The 18,513-nt window shown below is 34.6% G+C and carries 16 protein-coding genes; 14 read left to right on the top strand and 2 right to left on the bottom strand.

Annotation, left to right across the window (positions count from 1 at the left end; all coding sequences use genetic code 11):
* Positions 1–90: 90 nt before the first annotated feature.
* Complete coding sequence (locus tag OGZ34_RS13955) at positions 91–648, bottom strand: GNAT family N-acetyltransferase (protein ID WP_263360588.1); 558 nt, start codon at positions 646–648, stop codon at positions 91–93.
* Positions 649–659: 11 nt separating this feature from the next.
* Positions 660–1,511, bottom strand: a complete 852-nt coding sequence (locus OGZ34_RS13960) for an aldose 1-epimerase family protein (protein ID WP_263360589.1) — start codon at positions 1,509–1,511, stop codon at positions 660–662.
* 174 nt (positions 1,512–1,685) lie between these two features.
* Between OGZ34_RS13960 and OGZ34_RS13965 the strand changes: the two genes are divergently transcribed.
* The 14 genes from OGZ34_RS13965 to OGZ34_RS14030 all read left to right on the top strand — a co-directional run bounded on the left by OGZ34_RS13965 (position 1,686) and on the right by OGZ34_RS14030 (position 18,471).
* On the top strand, positions 1,686–3,956 hold the full coding sequence (locus tag OGZ34_RS13965; RefSeq protein ID WP_263360590.1) for a M1 family metallopeptidase: 2,271 nt from the start codon (positions 1,686–1,688) through the stop codon (positions 3,954–3,956).
* A 468-nt stretch (positions 3,957–4,424) separates the two neighbouring features.
* The gene (locus OGZ34_RS13970; RefSeq protein WP_263360591.1) at positions 4,425–5,066 is read left to right on the top strand and encodes a GNAT family N-acetyltransferase; all 642 of its coding nucleotides are present in this window, start codon (positions 4,425–4,427) and stop codon (positions 5,064–5,066) included.
* Between the two features lie 66 nt (positions 5,067–5,132).
* On the top strand, positions 5,133–6,326 hold the full coding sequence (locus OGZ34_RS13975) for an argininosuccinate synthase (RefSeq protein WP_173968212.1): 1,194 nt from the start codon (positions 5,133–5,135) through the stop codon (positions 6,324–6,326).
* Positions 6,319–7,296, top strand: coding sequence for an N-acetyl-gamma-glutamyl-phosphate reductase (argC, locus tag OGZ34_RS13980; protein WP_263360592.1), 978 nt, complete (start codon positions 6,319–6,321; stop codon positions 7,294–7,296). The genes OGZ34_RS13975 and argC overlap by 8 nt, the downstream gene beginning before the upstream one ends.
* 145 nt (positions 7,297–7,441) lie before the next feature.
* The gene (locus tag OGZ34_RS13985) at positions 7,442–8,581 is read left to right on the top strand and encodes an aspartate aminotransferase family protein (RefSeq protein ID WP_263360593.1); all 1,140 of its coding nucleotides are present in this window, start codon (positions 7,442–7,444) and stop codon (positions 8,579–8,581) included.
* A 77-nt stretch (positions 8,582–8,658) separates the two neighbouring features.
* A complete protein-coding gene (locus tag OGZ34_RS13990; protein WP_263360594.1) occupies positions 8,659–9,852 on the top strand; it encodes a glutamate-5-semialdehyde dehydrogenase in 1,194 nt (397 codons plus the stop codon).
* A gap of 284 nt (positions 9,853–10,136) precedes the next feature.
* The gene (gene proB, locus OGZ34_RS13995; protein WP_263360595.1) at positions 10,137–10,898 is read left to right on the top strand and encodes a glutamate 5-kinase; all 762 of its coding nucleotides are present in this window, start codon (positions 10,137–10,139) and stop codon (positions 10,896–10,898) included.
* Between the two features lie 106 nt (positions 10,899–11,004).
* A complete protein-coding gene (locus tag OGZ34_RS14000) occupies positions 11,005–11,394 on the top strand; it encodes a GxxExxY protein (protein WP_263360596.1) in 390 nt (129 codons plus the stop codon).
* An 85-nt stretch (positions 11,395–11,479) separates the two neighbouring features.
* Positions 11,480–12,427 carry an N-acetylornithine carbamoyltransferase gene (locus OGZ34_RS14005; protein ID WP_173965699.1) on the top strand — a complete coding sequence of 316 codons (948 nt, stop codon included), beginning with the start codon at positions 11,480–11,482 and terminating at the stop codon, positions 12,425–12,427.
* Positions 12,428–12,531: 104 nt separating this feature from the next.
* On the top strand, positions 12,532–13,305 hold the full coding sequence (gene argB / locus OGZ34_RS14010) for an acetylglutamate kinase (RefSeq protein WP_263360597.1): 774 nt from the start codon (positions 12,532–12,534) through the stop codon (positions 13,303–13,305).
* 198 nt (positions 13,306–13,503) lie between these two features.
* Positions 13,504–14,574, top strand: a complete 1,071-nt coding sequence (locus OGZ34_RS14015) for a M20 family metallo-hydrolase (protein WP_263360598.1) — start codon at positions 13,504–13,506, stop codon at positions 14,572–14,574.
* A gap of 232 nt (positions 14,575–14,806) precedes the next feature.
* Entirely contained in the window at positions 14,807–16,087 is a 1,281-nt protein-coding gene (gene argH, locus OGZ34_RS14020) for an argininosuccinate lyase (RefSeq protein ID WP_173965694.1), read from the top strand.
* A gap of 219 nt (positions 16,088–16,306) precedes the next feature.
* Positions 16,307–17,308 carry a DUF2157 domain-containing protein gene (locus OGZ34_RS14025; protein ID WP_263360599.1) on the top strand — a complete coding sequence of 334 codons (1,002 nt, stop codon included), beginning with the start codon at positions 16,307–16,309 and terminating at the stop codon, positions 17,306–17,308.
* The gene (locus OGZ34_RS14030; protein ID WP_263360600.1) at positions 17,305–18,471 is read left to right on the top strand and encodes a hypothetical protein; all 1,167 of its coding nucleotides are present in this window, start codon (positions 17,305–17,307) and stop codon (positions 18,469–18,471) included. Before OGZ34_RS14025 ends, OGZ34_RS14030 begins: the two co-directional genes overlap by 4 nt.
* Positions 18,472–18,513 lie beyond the last annotated feature (42 nt).

The raw sequence follows: 18,513 nt of genomic DNA on the forward strand, positions 1-18,513 counted from the left end.
TTCTTATTTCGACTGCAAATATAACGCAAACGAATAGTTACTATTATCCAGAACCATTAATTTAACAGGAATATTTTTTTGCCAAAAAGGTTAAGGTTTCTTATTGTTTAATAATGAGTAAATTACGCTGTCTAGATACTTGCCGTCATAAAATTCACATTCTTTAAAATGTCCTTCTTTGGTAAAGCCGCATTTTTGTAATACTTTTTCTGAAGCATAGTTTTCGGGGTCAATCACTGCTTCAATCGAGTGTAATTTTAATTCGTCAAATCCGTAAGTAATAAGTCGGTTGACAGATTCTGGAATGATTCCTTTTCCGTGAAATTCAGGTAGCAGGATATATCCAATTTCGGCGCGATGATGCTCGGGTTGCATTCTGTAATATCCTATAATACCTAGTAGTTTAGGATTGTCTTTTAAAGTAATTCCCCAATTGATTCCTTCATTGGCCACAATTTTGTCTTCAATCATTGCAATATGTTCTAAAGCTTCTTCAGAATTTTTGACTAAGGGACGTGGAATGAATTTCATCGTTTCAGGATTTGAACGCAATTCGAAAACTTCATTTACATCGTCATTTGTTATTCTTCGTAAAAGCAAACGTTCTGTTTCAATTACAGGGAATGGAGTAAAATTAAATTCCAGCATTTATTTGTAGATTATAATATTGATATACTAAACTTTGAATTAAAGGTTTGAAAGGATTCTAAAATTAAAACACCTTCTTTTTTGAATAAATCTCCTGAATTTTCAGCAGTATCCGAGTAGCCCAGCCAAGGCTCGATACAAATAAAAGGAGCTTGTGTTTTTGTCCAGATGCCTAAACTCGGAAAGTCTTCAAACTCAACCTTAATATAGGGTTTGGAGTTTTGAAGAAGGGTTAATGAATTTGATTCTAAGGTTTTAAAAATCAATGCGTCGTTTTTAAATAATTCGTAGTGTAGAGGAATTAGACTATTTTGATTTTCCAAGACTTTTGTTTTGTTGGAAATTAGATCATTTTCCAGAAGGTAATATTCGAGAACCTCCTGTTTTTCGAATTGGAATGCATAATTTTCGAAATTTTGAGGCAATGCAATCGCGGGATGAGCTCCTATAGAAAAAGGCATTTTATTCTGACCTGTGTTAATTACTTTGTATTCAATACTTAATGTTGTATTTTCAATAGTGTAAATAAGCTGCAGTTCAAATTCAAAAGGATATTTTTGTAATGTTTCGGGATCTGATTTTAAAGAGAAAATGGCCTTGCTTTCTGTTTTGTCTATTAATTGAAAATCCATATCACGTGCAAAACCGTGTCTCGGCAATTGGTACTCTTTTCCATCAATTGTATAAGTATCGTTTTTCAGAGTACCTACGATAGGGAAAAGTACAGGAGAATGTTTGCTCCAGAAGCTTGGATTACCTTCCCATATGTATTCATTATTTTGATTGTCTTTTAATGAAAATAATTCCGCTCCGAAATGTTTTATTGAGACGCTTAGCGCTGAATTGTAGATAGTTGTATTCAAAGTGCTTAAAAATGAAAAGAGTTAGTTTTATGTTGATGTAAATATATTTTATAAATTTTAGTTTTTTAAGAAAATGGCTTAAAATATTTTTGAATAAAATTTAATTTTCATTTCAGAATTTCTATTTAAATAGCTTTTTTTTTCATTAATTTGCTATATAAACAGCTAAAAAATATGAAAATACAATCCTCAAAAGCCTTATTAACTATGGCTTTGTTTGTTGGAATTTCCTCTGGTTGGGCACAGCAAACGCCTGCAACAACAGTAGCAAATCCCGTTAATAACTACAACTATCACGATGCATTTGGACCAAATTTTTATACCAAAAACGGTACGCCAACACGTTCTGCAAATGGTCAGCCAGGAGTTGAATATTGGCAAAACAGAGCCGATTATCAGATAACCGCAAAATTAAACGGAACTACAAATGAGATTATCGGTACAGATGAAATTACCTATACCAATAATAGCCCGGATAAAATGTCGTTTGTATGGTTGAATTTAGATCAAAATTTATTCAAAAGCGATTCAAGAGGAAATGCGGTAGTGCCAGTTTCTGGAAGCCGTAATGGGGCTCAGGGACAGGTTTTTGATGGAGGAAATAAAATTAAATCGGTTAAAGTAATTTCAGGTGGAAAGAAAAAGACCGAAATCGAGGCAAAATACGTAATTACAGACACCAGAATGCAAATATTCCTTCCGGAAACACTGGCATCAAAAGGAGGAGCTGTAAAAATTAAAATCGAGTTTTCGTTTATTGCACCTTTTGAAGGCTCAGACAGAATGGGAGTTTTAGAAACTAAAAATGGTAAAATTTTCACTATTGCACAATGGTATCCGCGTATGTGTGTGTACGATGATGTAAAAGGATGGAATACTGCACCGTACCTGGGAGCTTCTGAGTTTTACTTGGAATACGGTAATTTTGATGTTAAACTTACAGTTCCTGCGAACCATTTTGTTGTAGGTTCAGGAGAATTGCTGAATGGAGCTGAAGTGCTGCCGGCTGAGCAGTTTAAACGTTATAAGGAAGCTTCTTTAAGCGATAAAACAGTTTCGATCCGTACTGCTGAAGAGGTTGCATCAACAGCAAATTTGAATGCTTCGGGACAGAAAACATGGCATTATCAAATAAAAAATGCGCGTGATTTTTCTTGGGCATCCTCTCCGGCTTTTATTTTGGATGGAGCAAAAATTAATTTGCCTAGTGGTAAAAAAGCATTGGCTTTATCTGCTTATCCGGTAGAAAGTGCAGGACAAGATGCTTACGGACGTTCAACGGAATATGTAAAAGCATCGATTGAAAATTACTCTAAAAGATGGTTTGAATATCCTTATCCGGTAGCGACAAACGTTGCAGGAAATGAAGGTGGAATGGAATATCCGGGAATTGTTTTTTGTGGTTGGGAGTCAAAAGGACAAGATTTGTGGGGAGTTACAGACCACGAATTTGGACATATCTGGTTTCCTATGATCGTAGGTTCGAACGAAAGGTTGTTCGGTTGGATGGATGAAGGTTTTAATACTTTTATCAATTCATTGAGTACAGCAGATTTTAATAAAGGAGAGTATGTTGAAAAACCAACAGACTTGCACAAAGGGGCAGAGTCTTTTACAAGACCTGACTTAGAAACGGTGATGAGTTCTCCTGACAATATGAAAGAGGCAAATATTGGTATGTTATGTTATTTCAAGCCAAGTACAGCTTTAATAATATTGAGAGAACAAGTATTAGGAAAAGAACGTTTTGATACTGCTTTCCGTACTTATATTGAACGTTGGGCTTACAAACATCCACAACCGGATGACTTTTTCAGATCGATGGAAAATGTTGCAGGTGAAGATTTAAGTTGGTTTTGGAGAAGCTGGTTTGTGAACAACTGGCGTTTTAATCAAGGGATTAATTCAATTAAGTACATAAAAAATGATCCGGCAAAAGGAGTTGCCATTACAGTTGAGAATTTCGATAAAATGGCAATGCCAGTTGTTTTGGATGTGAAAACAAAGAGCGGAAAAGTTTCAAGAGTAAAACTACCTGTAGAAATTTGGCAACGTAATAATGTTTGGACTTTCAAACACGATTCTACTGAAGAAATAGATAGTATAACACTTGATCCTGATCATGTTTTCCCAGATAATAACGAAACAAATAATGTTTGGACAGCTGCAAATGGTAAAATAGAAAAAGATGTAGTTTTAGATGGTTATTTAGGAACATACTCAACTTCAAGAGCACCTTTGAAAATTGATTTTACTGAAAAGAATAATGCATTGAGTGTTCTGATAACAAACTATCCGAAGTTTACTGTAAAGGCTGTAGAAAATGAAAAAGATGTCTTTCAATCAGCTGAAGCCGGATTAAAATTCAAATTTAACGAGGCTAAAACAGGTTTTGATATGATTATTTTAAGTAGTGGTGATGCAATACCATTTACTAAAAATTAGAAATATAAAAAGTAAATACTTAAGAACCCGATAGTTATTTGTAATTATCGGGTTTTTTATTGTCCAATTCTAACATTTCATTAAAAAAATGTTAGAATTTTATTTTTTTGTTTCATAAATAAAAAATTAGTGTACTTTTGCAGTCGATGAATAAAATAAGTTTACATATAACTTCTTTGTCACGGACAAACTCAGCTGTAACTTCTCCCGAAGTACGGACACTATCTCTATAGTATCCACAGAGTTTTTCGCCGCGTATTTATTTATATTCATTTTTCATTTTGAAATCACATCATTTGTCCATTGGACAAACATATCCTAAAAGTATATCTTATTTTTTGAATTTTCTTGGTCAAGTTTTTGATTTTGAGAATCTTACTGCTATTTTGTTTATTTTTATTGGATTGAATTCAGGATTTCAAACTAAACATTACGTTTTAATTTTTAACTCTAACTTCAACTATTGAAATGAAAATCTCTATTGTTGTTACTCAGGAAGAACACTTCAAATTCGCACAGGAAATTTGCGATACAATAGAATCATCTGCCTTATTAAGAGGTACTGGGATTGCTAAAAGAACTCCTGAATACATTCAGAAAAAAATGTCGAACGGTGATGCGATGATTGCTTTGGCAGATGGGAAGTTTGCAGGTTTTTGTTACATCGAAAGTTGGCAGCACGGAAAATTCGTGGCGCATTCCGGCTTAATTGTGCATCCGGATTACAGAAGTTTAGGTTTAGCCAAAAAAATCAAGTCAAAAGTTTTCGATTATTCTCTGGAAAGATATCCGGATGCCAAGATATTTGGTATTACAACTGGTTTGGCAGTAATGAAAATAAATTCTGATTTAGGATATAAGCCTGTTCCGTTTTCTGAACTAACTACCGATCCAAGTTTTTGGGCGGGTTGTAAAACCTGTACAAATTATGAAATACTAAAAAGCAAGGAAAACAAAATGTGCCTTTGTACAGGGATGTTGTACGACCCAAAGGACAGACAAAAAGAACCGCCGAAACACCCTTTTAACGTGGCTGTTTTAAGCAGGTTAAAAAAAATTAAACAGGCTTTGTTTCTGAATAAAACTTTGTTTTTCGGGTTCTTATCTTAAGAATCAAACTAAAAATGAAATCTCAAACTTGCTATATACGAAAGTATTAGCCTAAATTATAAAAAAATGAAAAAAGTAGTATTAGCTTATAGCGGAGGATTAGATACCTCGTATTGTTTGAAATATTTAAAAAATGAAAAAGGATACGAAGTTCATACCGTTCTTGTTGATACAGGAGGATTTGATGAAGAAGAATTATCAGCTATCGAAAAAAGAGCTTATGAGCTAGGGAGTGCACAACATGCTAACCTGACAATAGTAGATAAATATTATGATAAAGCTATAAAATATTTGATTTTTGGAAACGTATTAAAAAACAATACCTATCCGTTATCAGTGAGTGCTGAGCGTGTTTTTCAGGCAATCGAAGCTATTAAATATGCTAAAAAAGTAGGTGCAAATGCCATTGCACATGGAAGTACTGGTGCAGGAAATGATCAGATTCGTTTTGATTTGATTTTCCAAACCATTGCTCCTGAAATTGAAATTATTACGCCAATAAGAGATTTAAAACTTTCCAGACAGGAAGAAGTAGATTATTTGTCTAAAAATGGTGTTCATTATTCTTGGGAAAAAGCACAATATTCGATCAATAAAGGGCTATGGGGTACCAGCGTTGGAGGTAAAGAAACTCTAACATCAAGTGAGCCGTTGCCAAGTGAAGCTTATCCTTCTCAATTGCAAAAAGAAGGAGAAGAAAAGGTGACGTTGCATTTTGAGCAGGGAGAACTGGTGGCATTAAATGGAAAGAAAGATGTTCCTGAGAAAAATATTGTCAAACTTGAAAAACTGGCAAATGCTTATGCTATTGGAAGAGATATTCACGTAGGGGATACCATTATCGGAATTAAAGGAAGAGTTGGTTTTGAGGCTGCTGCACCGTTAATTATCATCAAAGCACATCATTTACTAGAGAAACATACGCTTGGTAAATGGCAGCAATACTGGAAAGAACAATTAGGAAACTGGTACGGAATGTTGTTTCACGAAGGTCAGTTTTTGGATCCGGTGATGCGTAACATCGAAACCTTTTTGCAGGATACTCAAAAAACAGTTAATGGAACTGTAACAGTTTCATTGAAACCCTATCATTTTTCACTTGACGGTATTGAATCTAATAACGATTTAATGAATACAGGCTTTGGTCAATATGGGGAAATGAATAATGCCTGGACATCTGATGATGCAAAAGGATTTATTAAGATTTTAGGTAATGCTCAAAACATATTTTCATCTGTAAACCATTTAGATCATGATTAATGTTGGAATAATTGGTGGCTCGGGCTATACAGCCGGAGAACTCATTAGAATTTTAATGTATCACCCCAATGTAAACATAGATTTCGTTTACAGTACTACAAATGCCGGAAAACCACTTTCTGTGGCACATCAGGATTTGATGGGAGATATTGAAATGAACTTTACGGATGTTGTAAATCCTAATGTAAATGTGGTGTTTTTGTGTCTTGGACATGGAAAATCTATTTCATTTCTAAAGGAAAATCAGTTTGCAAGCCACACGAAAATCATTGATTTAGGAAATGATTTCAGATTAAACAAAGATGCTCATTTTGAAGGAAAAGATTTTATTTACGGTTTGCCGGAACTAAATAAAGCAGCTATCAAAAAAGCAAATTACATTGCAAATCCAGGTTGTTTTGCTACAGCGATTCAATTGGCATTATTGCCTTTAGCGAAAAGCAATCTGCTGCTTAATGATGTACATATTAATGCAACAACCGGAAGTACCGGAGCGGGAGTAGGGCTTTCAGAAACCTCACATTTTAGTTGGAGGAACAATAATATGTCGCATTACAAGGCTTTTGAACATCAGCATTTAGGTGAAATTGGAGAGAGTCTGGTTCAGTTGCAAGAAGATTTTGAAAGTGAATTGCTTTTTATTCCGAACAGAGGAGATTTTCCAAGAGGAATTTTCGCTACTTTATATACAATTTCTGATGAGAGTCTGGAACAAACAGTTGCTAAATATGAAGAGTTCTATAAAAATGAACCTTTTGTTACCGTGACAACGACAAATATCAATATGAAACAAGTCGTTCAAACGAACAAATGTATCATTAGTTTATTAAAAAAAGGAAACCGGATTTTGATCACTTCAATTATTGACAATTTAACCAAAGGTGCTTCAGGACAAGCTATTCAAAACATGAATTTAATGTTCGGATTAGAAGAAACCACCGGTTTACATTTGAAACCAAGCGGATTTTAGTAAAAATTTGTTTCAAGTTTCAGGTTTCACGTTCTATACGTAACTTGAGATTTGAAACTCAAATCAAGTTCAGGTTTAAGTTCCAGGTTTAACGTTTATCGAGCAACTTGTAACATGAAACATGAAACTAAATAAACAAAAAAAGATGAACTTATTCAACGTATACCCACTTTATAACATAACTCCTGTAAAAGCGTTAGACTGCACAATTACAGATAATAACGGAGTAGAATATTTAGACTTATATAGCGGACATGGTGTGATCTCAATTGGACATACACAACCGGATTATGTCGCCAAATTAAAAGATCAATTAGATCATTTAGGATTTTATTCCAACGCCATTCAGAATCCATTACAGGTAGAACTGGCTCAGAAATTAGGAAAGCTTTCAGGATTAGAAGATTATGAATTGTTTTTATGCAGTTCTGGTGCCGAAGCCAATGAAAATGCTTTGAAATTAGCCTCCTTTCATAACGGAAAATCAAGAGTTGTAGCTTTTGATAATTCTTTTCACGGAAGAACCTCTGCCGCTGTTGCAGTTACTGATAATAAGAAGATCGTAGCACCAATTAATGCGCAGCAGGAAGTTACTTTTTTGCCATTAAATCAAATCGAATTAGTTGAAGCAGAACTGGCCAAAGGTGATGTTACAGCTGTAATTATTGAAGGAATTCAGGGTGTAGGAGGTTTAGACGAGGGGACAACCGAATTTTTTCAGGCTTTAGAAAAAGCATGTAAAAAACATGATGTGGTTTTGATTTTAGACGAAGTGCAATCGGGATACGGAAGAAGTGGAAAATTCTTCGCGTTCCAGCATCACGGAATCAACGCCGATATTATTTCAGTAGCAAAAGGAATGGGGAACGGATTTCCGGTAGGAGCCATTTTAATCTCGCCAAAATTTGAAGCAAGTTTCGGATTATTGGGAACTACTTTCGGCGGAAGCCATTTATCTTGTGCTGCGGGAATTGCGGTTTTAGATGTAATTGAAAAACTAGATTTACAGAAAAATGTGAACGAAGTTTATGAATATTTCTTAGAAAAAATTAAAGAAGTCGAAGGCATCAAACAAGTAAAAGGAAAAGGTTTAATGCTTGGAGTAGAGTTTGATTTTGATGTTGCGGCTTTAAGAAAAAAGTTAATCATCGAAAAACACATTTTTACAGGAAGCGCCAACAATAAAAATCTACTTAGAATTTTACCGCCACTTACAGTAAAGAAAGCTAATATTGATACGTTTGTAAAAGCTCTAAAAGAAAGTTTAGAAGAACTGAAAAATTAAGTTTACGATATACTGTTAATTCGTTTAATTGGTTAATCGATTGAACGAATTAACGATTAACCAATTAAACCGAAAAAATGAATCCATTATCAATTGAAAAACGCAATCTCGTTTTGCGGTCTATGGCAAAGCTTGTCGAGCAGGAGCGGAGTAGCATTATTCTCACCAACCGGGAGGATTTACTGGCTTATGAAGGCTCAGATTTAGCGATGGAAGAACGACTGAAAGTAGATGATAAAAAAGTAGATGAGATGATTTTATCTCTCAACCAACTGGCTTCGCAAGAAGATCCTGTTGGAGTAGAGCGCTTTCATTTTGTTCATGATAATGGTATAAAAGTGATTAATAAAACAGCCGCTTTCGGAACGATTTTAATCATTTACGAATCCCGCCCGGATGTTACAATTGAAGCGGGAGGAATTGCCTTTAAATCCGGAAATAAGATCTTATTAAAAGGAGGAAAAGAAGCTTTGAAATCAAACTTAAAAATTGTGGATTTGTGGCATCAGGCTTTAGCAGAAAATGGAGTTTCGAAAGACTGGGTGGAGTATTTGAACTATAATCGAACAGAAACTCAGGCTTTTTTAGAGAAACCAACTCAAAAAGTAGATTTAATAGTTCCAAGAGGCGGAGAAAAATTAATTGAGTTTGTAAAAGCGCACGCAACTTGTCCAGTTATCGTAAGCGGACGAGGAAATAATTTTGTGTACGTTCATGAAAAGGCAGATACAGATTTGGCTTTGAAAATAATTATAAATGCCAAAACCTCTAAAATATCGGCTTGTAATGCGGTCGATAAAGTCTTAATAGATTCTAAGTTGCCCAATTTTGAAGGGTTTACAGCTATTTTAATAGCAGAATTAAAACAATTTAACGTAGAAGTAATTGTGGATGAGTCTTTAAAAAGTTTTGAAGATACAGAAACGCTTCAAAATGAAGATATCTGGTACGAGGAATTTCTGGATTATAAAATAGTAATAGGTTCCATCGATTCTGAAGAAAATGCAATTGAGAAAATAAACAAATATTGTGGAGGGCATTCGGCAGTAATTATTACGAGAGATGACAAAGCAGCGCAGGAATTTATGGATGCTGTTGATACCGCCGCTGTTTATCAAAATGCTTCAACCCGTTTTACAGACGGAGGACAATTTGGTCTGGGCGGAGAATTAGCGATAAGTACCGATAAATTGCATCAGCGGGGTCCTATCGGACTTCAGCATCTCGTAACCAATAAATGGTACGTGTACGGAGAAGGGCAAATTAGGTAATTGAGGCAATTGGACAATTAGATAATTAGTTTTCTCCAAATTGTTAAATTGATGATTAACGATTTTAAATTTCGAACGATTGGAATTTGGAATTTTAAAACTTAAAATTTATTAAGGAAAAAGCTTTGCGAACTTAGCGTTTATCCAGACAAAGAAATTAAAATACCTTGCGCCCTTTGCGGTTAAATAGGAGAATATGACAAATAAGATAATTAAGGGAATTAGATAATTAGACAATTCTGAAAAAAAAACTTAGAATCTTAGAACCTTAGCACCTTTAAAAAATGAGTAAGAAGAGGATTTTATTAAAAATAGGAAGCAATACTTTAACCAAAGAAACCAATCATATTTCGCGGGGAAAGATTGAAGACCTCGGGATGCAGATTGCTGCTTTAAACAAAGATTACGAGTTTGTAATCGTGAGTTCAGGAGCAATCGCAGCAGCAAAGCAGTTTGTAAAGCTTGAAAGTAAAGGAAAAGAAATTGTAGTTAAACAAGCATTAGCTTCAATTGGTCAGCCCCATTTAATGCGGATTTTCCATGAAAACTTCAGTGATCTAGGTTTATTGACTTCACAGTGTTTATTGTCCTATTCTGATTTCGAAAAGGAACAGTCTAAAGTCAATATAGTCAATACCATAAACGTTTTGGTCGAGAACAACTACATTCCGATTATTAATGAAAATGATACCGTTGCTACAGATGAGATACAGTTTGGAGATAACGATAAGCTGGCAGCATTAACAGCAGTGTTGCTAAATGTTGATATTCTGATTATTGCCACTAATACAAATGGAATTTATACGAAAAATTCTATTCATGATAAAGATCCTGAAACGATTAGATTAGTAAACGATTTAAAAGTTTTAGAAAAAGAAATTGGAGAATCAAAATCATCACATGGAACAGGAGGGATGCAGTCAAAAATAGAAGCAGCCGCAATTGCAAAAGCTGCTAATATCGAAACCTGGATCGTTAATGGCTTGAATGATAATTTTATTTTAAAAGCCTTGAAAAACGAAATTTCATTTACGAAAATCGTTTAATAGAACGCAGATGACACGGATTCGCTTTGCGAAAACGCGGATTTAAACAGATTTTTATACTTGGTTTAATTTAAATGTAGTATATTTCATTCAAATTTGTTTTCTTATGAAATTATTGCATCAAGAGTTAACCGAAGTAATTATTAAAACTTTTTACGAAGTTTATAATGAATTAGGATATGGTTTTTTAGAAAGAGTTTATCAAAATTCATTGTATCTCGAATTAAAAAATAAGGGGCTTAACGTTGAAGCTCAGAAGAAAATCATCGTATATTATAAGGGACTAAAAGTAGGAGAATATTATGCGGATTTAATAGTGGAAGATTTAATTATTTTAGAATTAAAAACAGCTGATTATATCGCAGTGGAGTTTGAAAATCAGATTTTAAACTATTTAAAAGGCACAGACTGCGAAGTAGGTTTACTTCTAAATTTTGGAACAAAACCAGAATTTAGACGAAAAATATTTGAGGATAATAGAAAATTAAGAATATAAAAAATCCGTGTTAATCTGAGTCTTCGCGAAGCGAATCAGTTTAATCCGCGTCTAATTTTAGATAACAAATAGAAATCAAAAAGACATGAATTATATTTCAATACAAGATATCGACTCATTATCAAAATGGGTAAAAAGTGCGTTAAAAATCAAAAAGAACCCGCTTAAAAATCAAAACTTAGGGAAGAATAAAACCTTAGGGATGTTATTTTTTAATCCAAGTTTAAGAACGCGTCTGAGTACTCAGAAAGCGGCCATGAACCTAGGGATGAATGTCATGGTGATGAACTTTACTAACGAAGGCTGGACCTTAGAGTTTGAAGATGGAGCTATTATGAATTCCGGTGCTTCAGAGCATATCAAAGAAGCTGCCGAAGTGGTATCTCAATATTGTGATATTATTGCCATTCGTGCTTTTGCAGGCTTGGTAGACAAAGAAAAAGATTATGCCGAAACCGTAATCTCAGGCTTTTTAAAACATGCAACAGTGCCAATTGTAAACATGGAAAGCGCTGTTCGCCATCCGATGCAGTCTTTAGCGGATGCCATTACAATGGAAGAATACAAAACCAAACATAAACCGAAAGTAGTGCTTTCGTGGGCACCGCATCCAAAAGCATTGCCTCAGGCTGTTGCCAATTCATTTGTAGAAATGATGCAGATGCAAAAAGATATGGATTTTGTAATCACGCATCCGGAAGGTTATGAGTTAAGCCCTGAGATCACAAAAGACTGTAAAATCGAATACGATCAGGATAAAGCGTTTGAAAATGCTGATTTCGTTTATGTTAAAAACTGGAGTAATTTCAATGACTACGGAAAAGTAACCAACATAGATCCAAATTGGACCGTTACGGCCGAAAAAATGGCTTTAACTAACAATGGAAAATTCATGCACTGTCTTCCGGTTCGTCGTAACGTAATTGTAAGCGATGAAGTTTTAGACGGAGAAAATTCAATCGTAATTCAGCAAGCAAATAACAGAACTTTTTCGGCACAATTGGTTTTACAGAAGATTTTGAAGAAGCTTTAATTTGAGGTCCAAAGGCACAAAGTTGCAAAGGCTCATAGGCTTCAAACCTAAAAAAAAAGCCTTTGTTCCTCTGGACCTCTGAACCTTTGAACCTATTAATAAATATGCAAGTATCAGTAATAAAAATTGGTGGAAACATCATCGATAATCCACAAGAATTAGAGCGATTCTTAACCGATTTTTCTAAAATCGAAGGACATAAAGTTTTAGTTCATGGTGGCGGAAAATCGGCTACAAAAATGGCACAGAGTATTGGTTTGGTGCCGCAAATGATTGATGGACGCCGAATTACAGATGCTCCGATGCTTGATGTTGTGGTAATGATCTACGCAGGTCAAATCAACAAGCATATTGTAGCGCAATTGCAAGCCAAAGACAATAACGCAATTGGTTTTTCAGGTGCCGACGGGAATCTGATACAATCGGTGAAACGAAATCATCCCACAATCGATTATGGTTTTGTAGGCGATGTAAAACAAGTTAATACCAAATTATTGACTACCTTATTAGAAACCGGAATTGTTCCTGTTTTTTGCGCGATAACACACGACAAAAACGGACAATTGTTAAACACTAATGCCGATACCATCGCAAGCGAATTGTCTATTGCTTTGTCTGATTTTTTTGATGTTACACTAACCTATTGTTTCGAAAAACAAGGTGTTTTACAAGATTCAGAAGACGATTCATCTGTAATAACCCAAATCAACGAAGTATTGTATAGTAAGCTAAAAGCTGAAAAAGTTATCCATTCCGGAATGATTCCAAAACTGGATAATTGCTTCAACAGTTTATCTAGAGGGGTACAGAAAATCAAAATTGGGCATCATAAAATGCTTAAAACCCCTGATGTTTTACATACAACGATTACGTTATAAAATTGGTTGCCACCAATTACACGAATTTTCGAGAATGAAAATAAAAATTAGTAAAAATTTGTGTAATTCGTGGCAAAAAAAGCACATCACGCAAAGCATTTTAAATATTAATTTAAGAAATTTGCGCAAACTAAAAATGTCACAGATTCAATTAAAAACTTTGTGACTTCGAGCCTTCACGGCAAAGAAACCATAACTATGAAAAATATTGCAACGCTTACCCAGGAAGCAATTAGTTTATTAAAAAGCCTTATCGAAACTCCTTCCTTTTCAAGTGAAGAAGACCAAACAGCCCTTTTAATCGAAAATTGGTTCAATCAAAATGAGATTCCTTTTCAAAGAGAAAACAATAATGTGTGGGCTTTCAACAAGTATTTCGACGAAAACAAACCAACACTTTTATTAAACTCACACCATGATACCGTAAAACCCAATCAGGCTTATACAAATGATCCGTTTAAAGCCATCGAAAAAGAAGGGAAATTATTTGGTTTAGGAAGTAATGATGCCGGAGGATGCTTGGTCTCATTACTAGCCACATTCGTGCATTTTTACGAAAATCAAAACTTATCACATAATATTGTTGTTGTAGCTTCTGCCGAAGAAGAAAGCAGCGGAAAAAATGGTTTAAACAGCGTTCTAAAGCATTTGCCGGAATTAGATTGCGCTATCGTTGGTGAGCCTACTTTAATGCAATTGGCTGTTGCCGAAAAAGGGTTGCTGGTTTTAGATGTAAAAGTCAAAGGAACTGCAAGCCATGCAGCACACCAAAATGATGATAATTCCATTTACAAATCAATTCCTGTAATGGAATGGTTTAAAAACTATAAATTCGATAAAATCTCTGATGTTTTAGGTCCTGTAAAAATGACTGTAACACAAATCAGCGCAGGAAAACAGCACAACGTAGTACCGTCTGAATGCGATTTAGTGGTTGATATTCGCGTAACTGACTGTTACTCGAATACAGAGATTCTGGAAGCAGTAAGAGCCAATGTAAATGCTGAAGTAACGCCAAGATCTATGCATCTCAATGCTTCATCAATTCCGGTTGCACATGGTTTAGTACAAGCCGGAATCGCTCTGGGAAGAACAACTTATGGTTCGCCAACACTTTCAGATCAGTCTGTTTTGAGTTGCCAGTCCTTAAAACTAGGGCCTGGAGAAACACTACGTTCACATTCAGCTGACGAATTTATTTTTATAAATGAAATAGAAGAAGGAGTCGATTTGTATATCAAGATACTAACCGATTTCTTTAAATTATAATATTAATTAGGAGCTATTTCCCGCTATCCGTTCCAAACGAAGTTCACTGAACTCCGATTAAAATGAGAATTAAGTGAAGTAATCTTTTATTTTTTTAAAGAAAAAAATAAAAGGATTTCCACTGCTATCGGGGCTATGGCAATCAGGAAATAAGAAACATACAATAAAACAAGAACTTTGTGAATCTCTGAGACTCTTTGAATAGCTCTGTGAAACAAAAAACATACATCTTATGAAACTTTGGGAAAAAGGAATACCAACAGACAAACAAATCGAGCATTTTACGGTTGGAAACGACCGTGAACTGGATTTAGTTTTAGCAAAATATGATGCTTTAGGTTCAATCGCGCATGCCAAAATGCTTGGTCAAATAGGTTTATTGACTCAGGAAGAAACAACTTCTTTGGTTGATGCATTAAATGAAATCATAGCAGATATTGCGGTTGGGAAATTCGAAATAGAAGACAGTTTTGAAGACGTACATTCCAAAATAGAGTATTTACTCACCATAAAATTGGGTGATGCCGGAAAAAAAATCCATACGGCACGTTCGCGAAACGATCAGGTTTTAGTGGATGTACATTTGTATTTAAAAGACGAAGTAAAAGCAATAAAAGAACAGGTAAAAACACTATTTGATTTGTTGATGGAATCGGCAGAGAAACATCAAAATGTTTTATTACCGGGATACACACATTTACAGATCGCAATGCCATCGTCATTCGGAATGTGGTTTTCTGCTTATGCTGAAAGTTTAATTGATGATATCACGATGTTAAATGCAGCCTCAAAAGTGGTAGATCAGAATCCGTTGGGATCAGCTGCAGGATATGGAAGTTCGTTTCCTATCAACAGAACCTTTACGACTCAGGAGCTAGGATTTGAAACATTAAAATACAATGCCGTTGCAGCTCAAATGAGCCGTGGTAAAGCAGAGAAAACTGTAGCTTTTGCCATGACAAGCGTTGCGGGTACATTATCAAAATTTGCAATGGATGTTTGTTTGTATATGAGTCAGAACTTTGATTTTATTGGTCTTCCGGCACATCTTACAACAGGTTCCAGCATTATGCCTCACAAGAAAAACCCGGATGTATTCGAATTAATCAGAGGAAAGTGTAACAAGATTCAGGCACTTCCGTATGAAATTACGTTAATTACCAATAACTTGCCAAGCGGTTATCACAGAGATTTACAACTTTTAAAAGAAGGTTTATTTCCTGCAATTCAAAACTTAAAAGCGTGTTTGGATATTGCTATTTTTTCTGTAAAAGACATTACGGTAAAAGACAACATATTAAAAGATAAAAAATATGATTATTTGTTTACAGTAGACACTTTAAACGAAATGGTAGTGGCGGGTATGCCTTTCAGAGACGCTTACAAAGCAGTTGCAGAACAATTGGAGGCCGGAACTTACGAATCTCCTAAAGAAACAAAACACACGCATGAAGGCAGTATCAATAACTTATGTCTGAATGCGATAAAAGACAAAATGAAAGTAGCTTACTAATTGTTAATTGTGAGATGTAAAATGTTGATTGAAAAATGTGAAAAGTAAAATATCTCAATTACTATAGTTAAAAAACGAAATCCCGAATTTTTTAAATTCGGGATTTCGTTTTTTAGCTCACATCCAGCATTTCACATCCAGCATTTCACATTTTACAATAATCATCTTACAAATAAAAGAAAAACACTATTTTTGATTTACAGTTTTATAAAAGTAACTATGAATAAGTTTGATGATCAAGCCACTAAAGCGCTTTTAGAAAGAAATTTAATAAGCGAAAAGCAGTATCAGGAAATAACTTCCTATCGCAGTTTGGCTATTTTTTCGCTAAATGCGGAACTAAAGCTATTTCTGTACTTGTCTGTACTATCATTTACTTCAGGAATCGGAATTTTAATTTACAAAAATATAGATACTATCGGACATATTGCGATTCTGTCCTTATTATTGATTGTTATAGGTGTTTGTTTTTACTTTTGCTTTAAAAACGCAAAAGGATTTCAAAGAACAGAAACGGCTTTTGAGCATCCGGTTTTAGAATACCTAGTCCTGACGGCCAATGTACTTACCTGTATCTTTATTGGTTATTTGCAATTTCAATACAAGCCTTTCGGAACTCATTACGGACTGGCAACACTAATTCCAACTTTGGTGAGTTTCTTTTGTGCTTATTACTTTGACAATAAAAGCGTCTTAACAATCGGAATTACTGGTTTGGCGGCTTATGTGGGGCTTTCGGTTACGCCACAGGATTTACTCAACAACAGTAATTTTTATGCCGATCAAAATTTGAGTTACTCAGCAATTATGTTGGGAGTTCTACTTGTTTTGTGGACTGTTTATAGTTCGAGAGTTCAGTTAAAAACACACTTCAGTATTATCTATCTTACCTTTGCTTTACATATCACCAGTATCGCACTAATTCATAATTTGACAGGTTATTTTGAGGATGGTATCTGGTTACTTTTTGCAGTGTTACTAGCTGGTTCTTCCTACTACTTTTATAAGGTCAGTTATCAGTTTAAAGCAATTTCGCTGTATGTTTTTACAATCGTCTACGGCTATATTGGGCTTAATATAATTTTGTTTCGAATTTTTGATCATATTGATTTTTCAGACGTTTGGGAATTACTTATTTTACTTCTCCCATTGTATTTTATAGGTTCAATTATAATGTTTATTAAACTGATTAAGAAATTCAATAAAGAAATTACAGCATGATAATATATGACAAAAGCGCGTTAGATGATTTAGCTTTAATTGAAGAAGCCGCTTCTCTACATTCAGCTGGTTTTATTGATAAGGAACAAAAGGACCAGATTAAAAAAGAATTGACTGTTTTTAAAAGACAAAAAAACATATTGGTCCGATTGGGATTTTTCCTGCTGGGTTCATTTTTATACCTCTCCATTTGCGGTGCGATTTCGTTATTGGGACTTAGCGGAGAGGATACCTTTTTTAAAATCTGTTGTTATATTTTTGCTTTGGTAGGTTTGGGTGGCGCAGAATTTTTAGCCAATCAAAAGTACTATGGACATGGACTGAATGATGCTTTTATTTTGGGAGCTATTTTAAATATAGGATTCGCTATTGCCATTACAACAGAAGGTTACGAGCTGATGATTGCTATTTTTGTTGCTGTTATGTCATTTCTGCTTTATAGCAGATATTTGAATTTGCTGTCGTTGTTAGTGTTTTGTTTAGCCTCAACTGCCGTTTTGTTTTTTAGCCTGTTTGAATTTGGAGAAACCGGAAAAACAATTTTACCATTTGTTACCATGCTGTTTGCTGCGGGGCTTTATTTTTTGACTAAAAAAGCAATTCAAAATCTAACGAAAAGTTATTACTATAATGGTCTTTTGTTAGCCAATAGCTTTTGTTTGATTCTATTTTACCTTTCGTGTAATTATTTGGTTGTAAGAGAACTTTCTGCGGAACTTTTAGGTACAGCTGTGCTTCCCGGACAGGATATTCCGTTTGCTTACTTTTTTTATGCTTTTACATTTATAGTGCCGGCTGTCTATTTGGTTCAGGCGGTAAAAAACAAAGATCGAATCATGTTATGGATCAGTTTTTTAGCTATCGGTTTTACTATTTACACCATTCGGTTTTATTACTCGGTTTTACCAATAGAAGTAGCATTGACACTGGGTGGAGTAGTTTTATTTGCTATAGCCTATTTTTCCATCAGAAAACTGAAAGATAGAGAAAGAGGTTTAACCTTTAAACCGGACAGAATTAATACATCAAATGCCATTTTAAACGCCGAAGCTTTAATTGTTGCTTCTGCTTTTGGAATGAAACCGGAAGTGAAACCTGAAAATTCTCCAATGGATTTTGGTGGTGGTGGTTTTAGCGGAGGAGGTTCAGAAGGAACTTTTTGATTGATTTTTACCATTAAGATATTAAGAAAATTAAGTTAAATG

It is taken from the genome of Flavobacterium collinsii, assembly GCF_946903285.1.
Lineage (GTDB): Bacteria > Bacteroidota > Bacteroidia > Flavobacteriales > Flavobacteriaceae > Flavobacterium > Flavobacterium collinsii.

Excerpts from the sequence above, each read along its gene's own strand:
- OGZ34_RS14030 (WP_263360600.1), top strand. The coding sequence starts at position 17,305 with ATGATAATATATGACAAAAGCGCGTTAGATGATTTAGCTTTAATTGAA.
- OGZ34_RS13975 (WP_173968212.1), top strand. The coding sequence starts at position 5,133 with ATGAAAAAAGTAGTATTAGCTTATAGCGGAGGATTAGATACCTCGTAT.
- OGZ34_RS13965 (WP_263360590.1), top strand. The coding sequence starts at position 1,686 with ATGAAAATACAATCCTCAAAAGCCTTATTAACTATGGCTTTGTTTGTT.
- OGZ34_RS14015 (WP_263360598.1), top strand. The coding sequence starts at position 13,504 with ATGAAAAATATTGCAACGCTTACCCAGGAAGCAATTAGTTTATTAAAA.
- argH (WP_173965694.1), top strand. The coding sequence starts at position 14,807 with ATGAAACTTTGGGAAAAAGGAATACCAACAGACAAACAAATCGAGCAT.
- argB (WP_263360597.1), top strand. The coding sequence starts at position 12,532 with ATGCAAGTATCAGTAATAAAAATTGGTGGAAACATCATCGATAATCCA.
- proB (WP_263360595.1), top strand. The coding sequence starts at position 10,137 with ATGAGTAAGAAGAGGATTTTATTAAAAATAGGAAGCAATACTTTAACC.
- OGZ34_RS13990 (WP_263360594.1), top strand. The coding sequence starts at position 8,659 with ATGAATCCATTATCAATTGAAAAACGCAATCTCGTTTTGCGGTCTATG.
- OGZ34_RS14025 (WP_263360599.1), top strand. The coding sequence starts at position 16,307 with ATGAATAAGTTTGATGATCAAGCCACTAAAGCGCTTTTAGAAAGAAAT.
- OGZ34_RS14005 (WP_173965699.1), top strand. The coding sequence starts at position 11,480 with ATGAATTATATTTCAATACAAGATATCGACTCATTATCAAAATGGGTA.
- OGZ34_RS13970 (WP_263360591.1), top strand. The coding sequence starts at position 4,425 with ATGAAAATCTCTATTGTTGTTACTCAGGAAGAACACTTCAAATTCGCA.
- argC (WP_263360592.1), top strand. The coding sequence starts at position 6,319 with ATGATTAATGTTGGAATAATTGGTGGCTCGGGCTATACAGCCGGAGAA.
- OGZ34_RS13985 (WP_263360593.1), top strand. The coding sequence starts at position 7,442 with ATGAACTTATTCAACGTATACCCACTTTATAACATAACTCCTGTAAAA.
- OGZ34_RS13955 (WP_263360588.1), bottom strand. The coding sequence starts at position 648 with ATGCTGGAATTTAATTTTACTCCATTCCCTGTAATTGAAACAGAACGT.
- OGZ34_RS14000 (WP_263360596.1), top strand. The coding sequence starts at position 11,005 with ATGAAATTATTGCATCAAGAGTTAACCGAAGTAATTATTAAAACTTTT.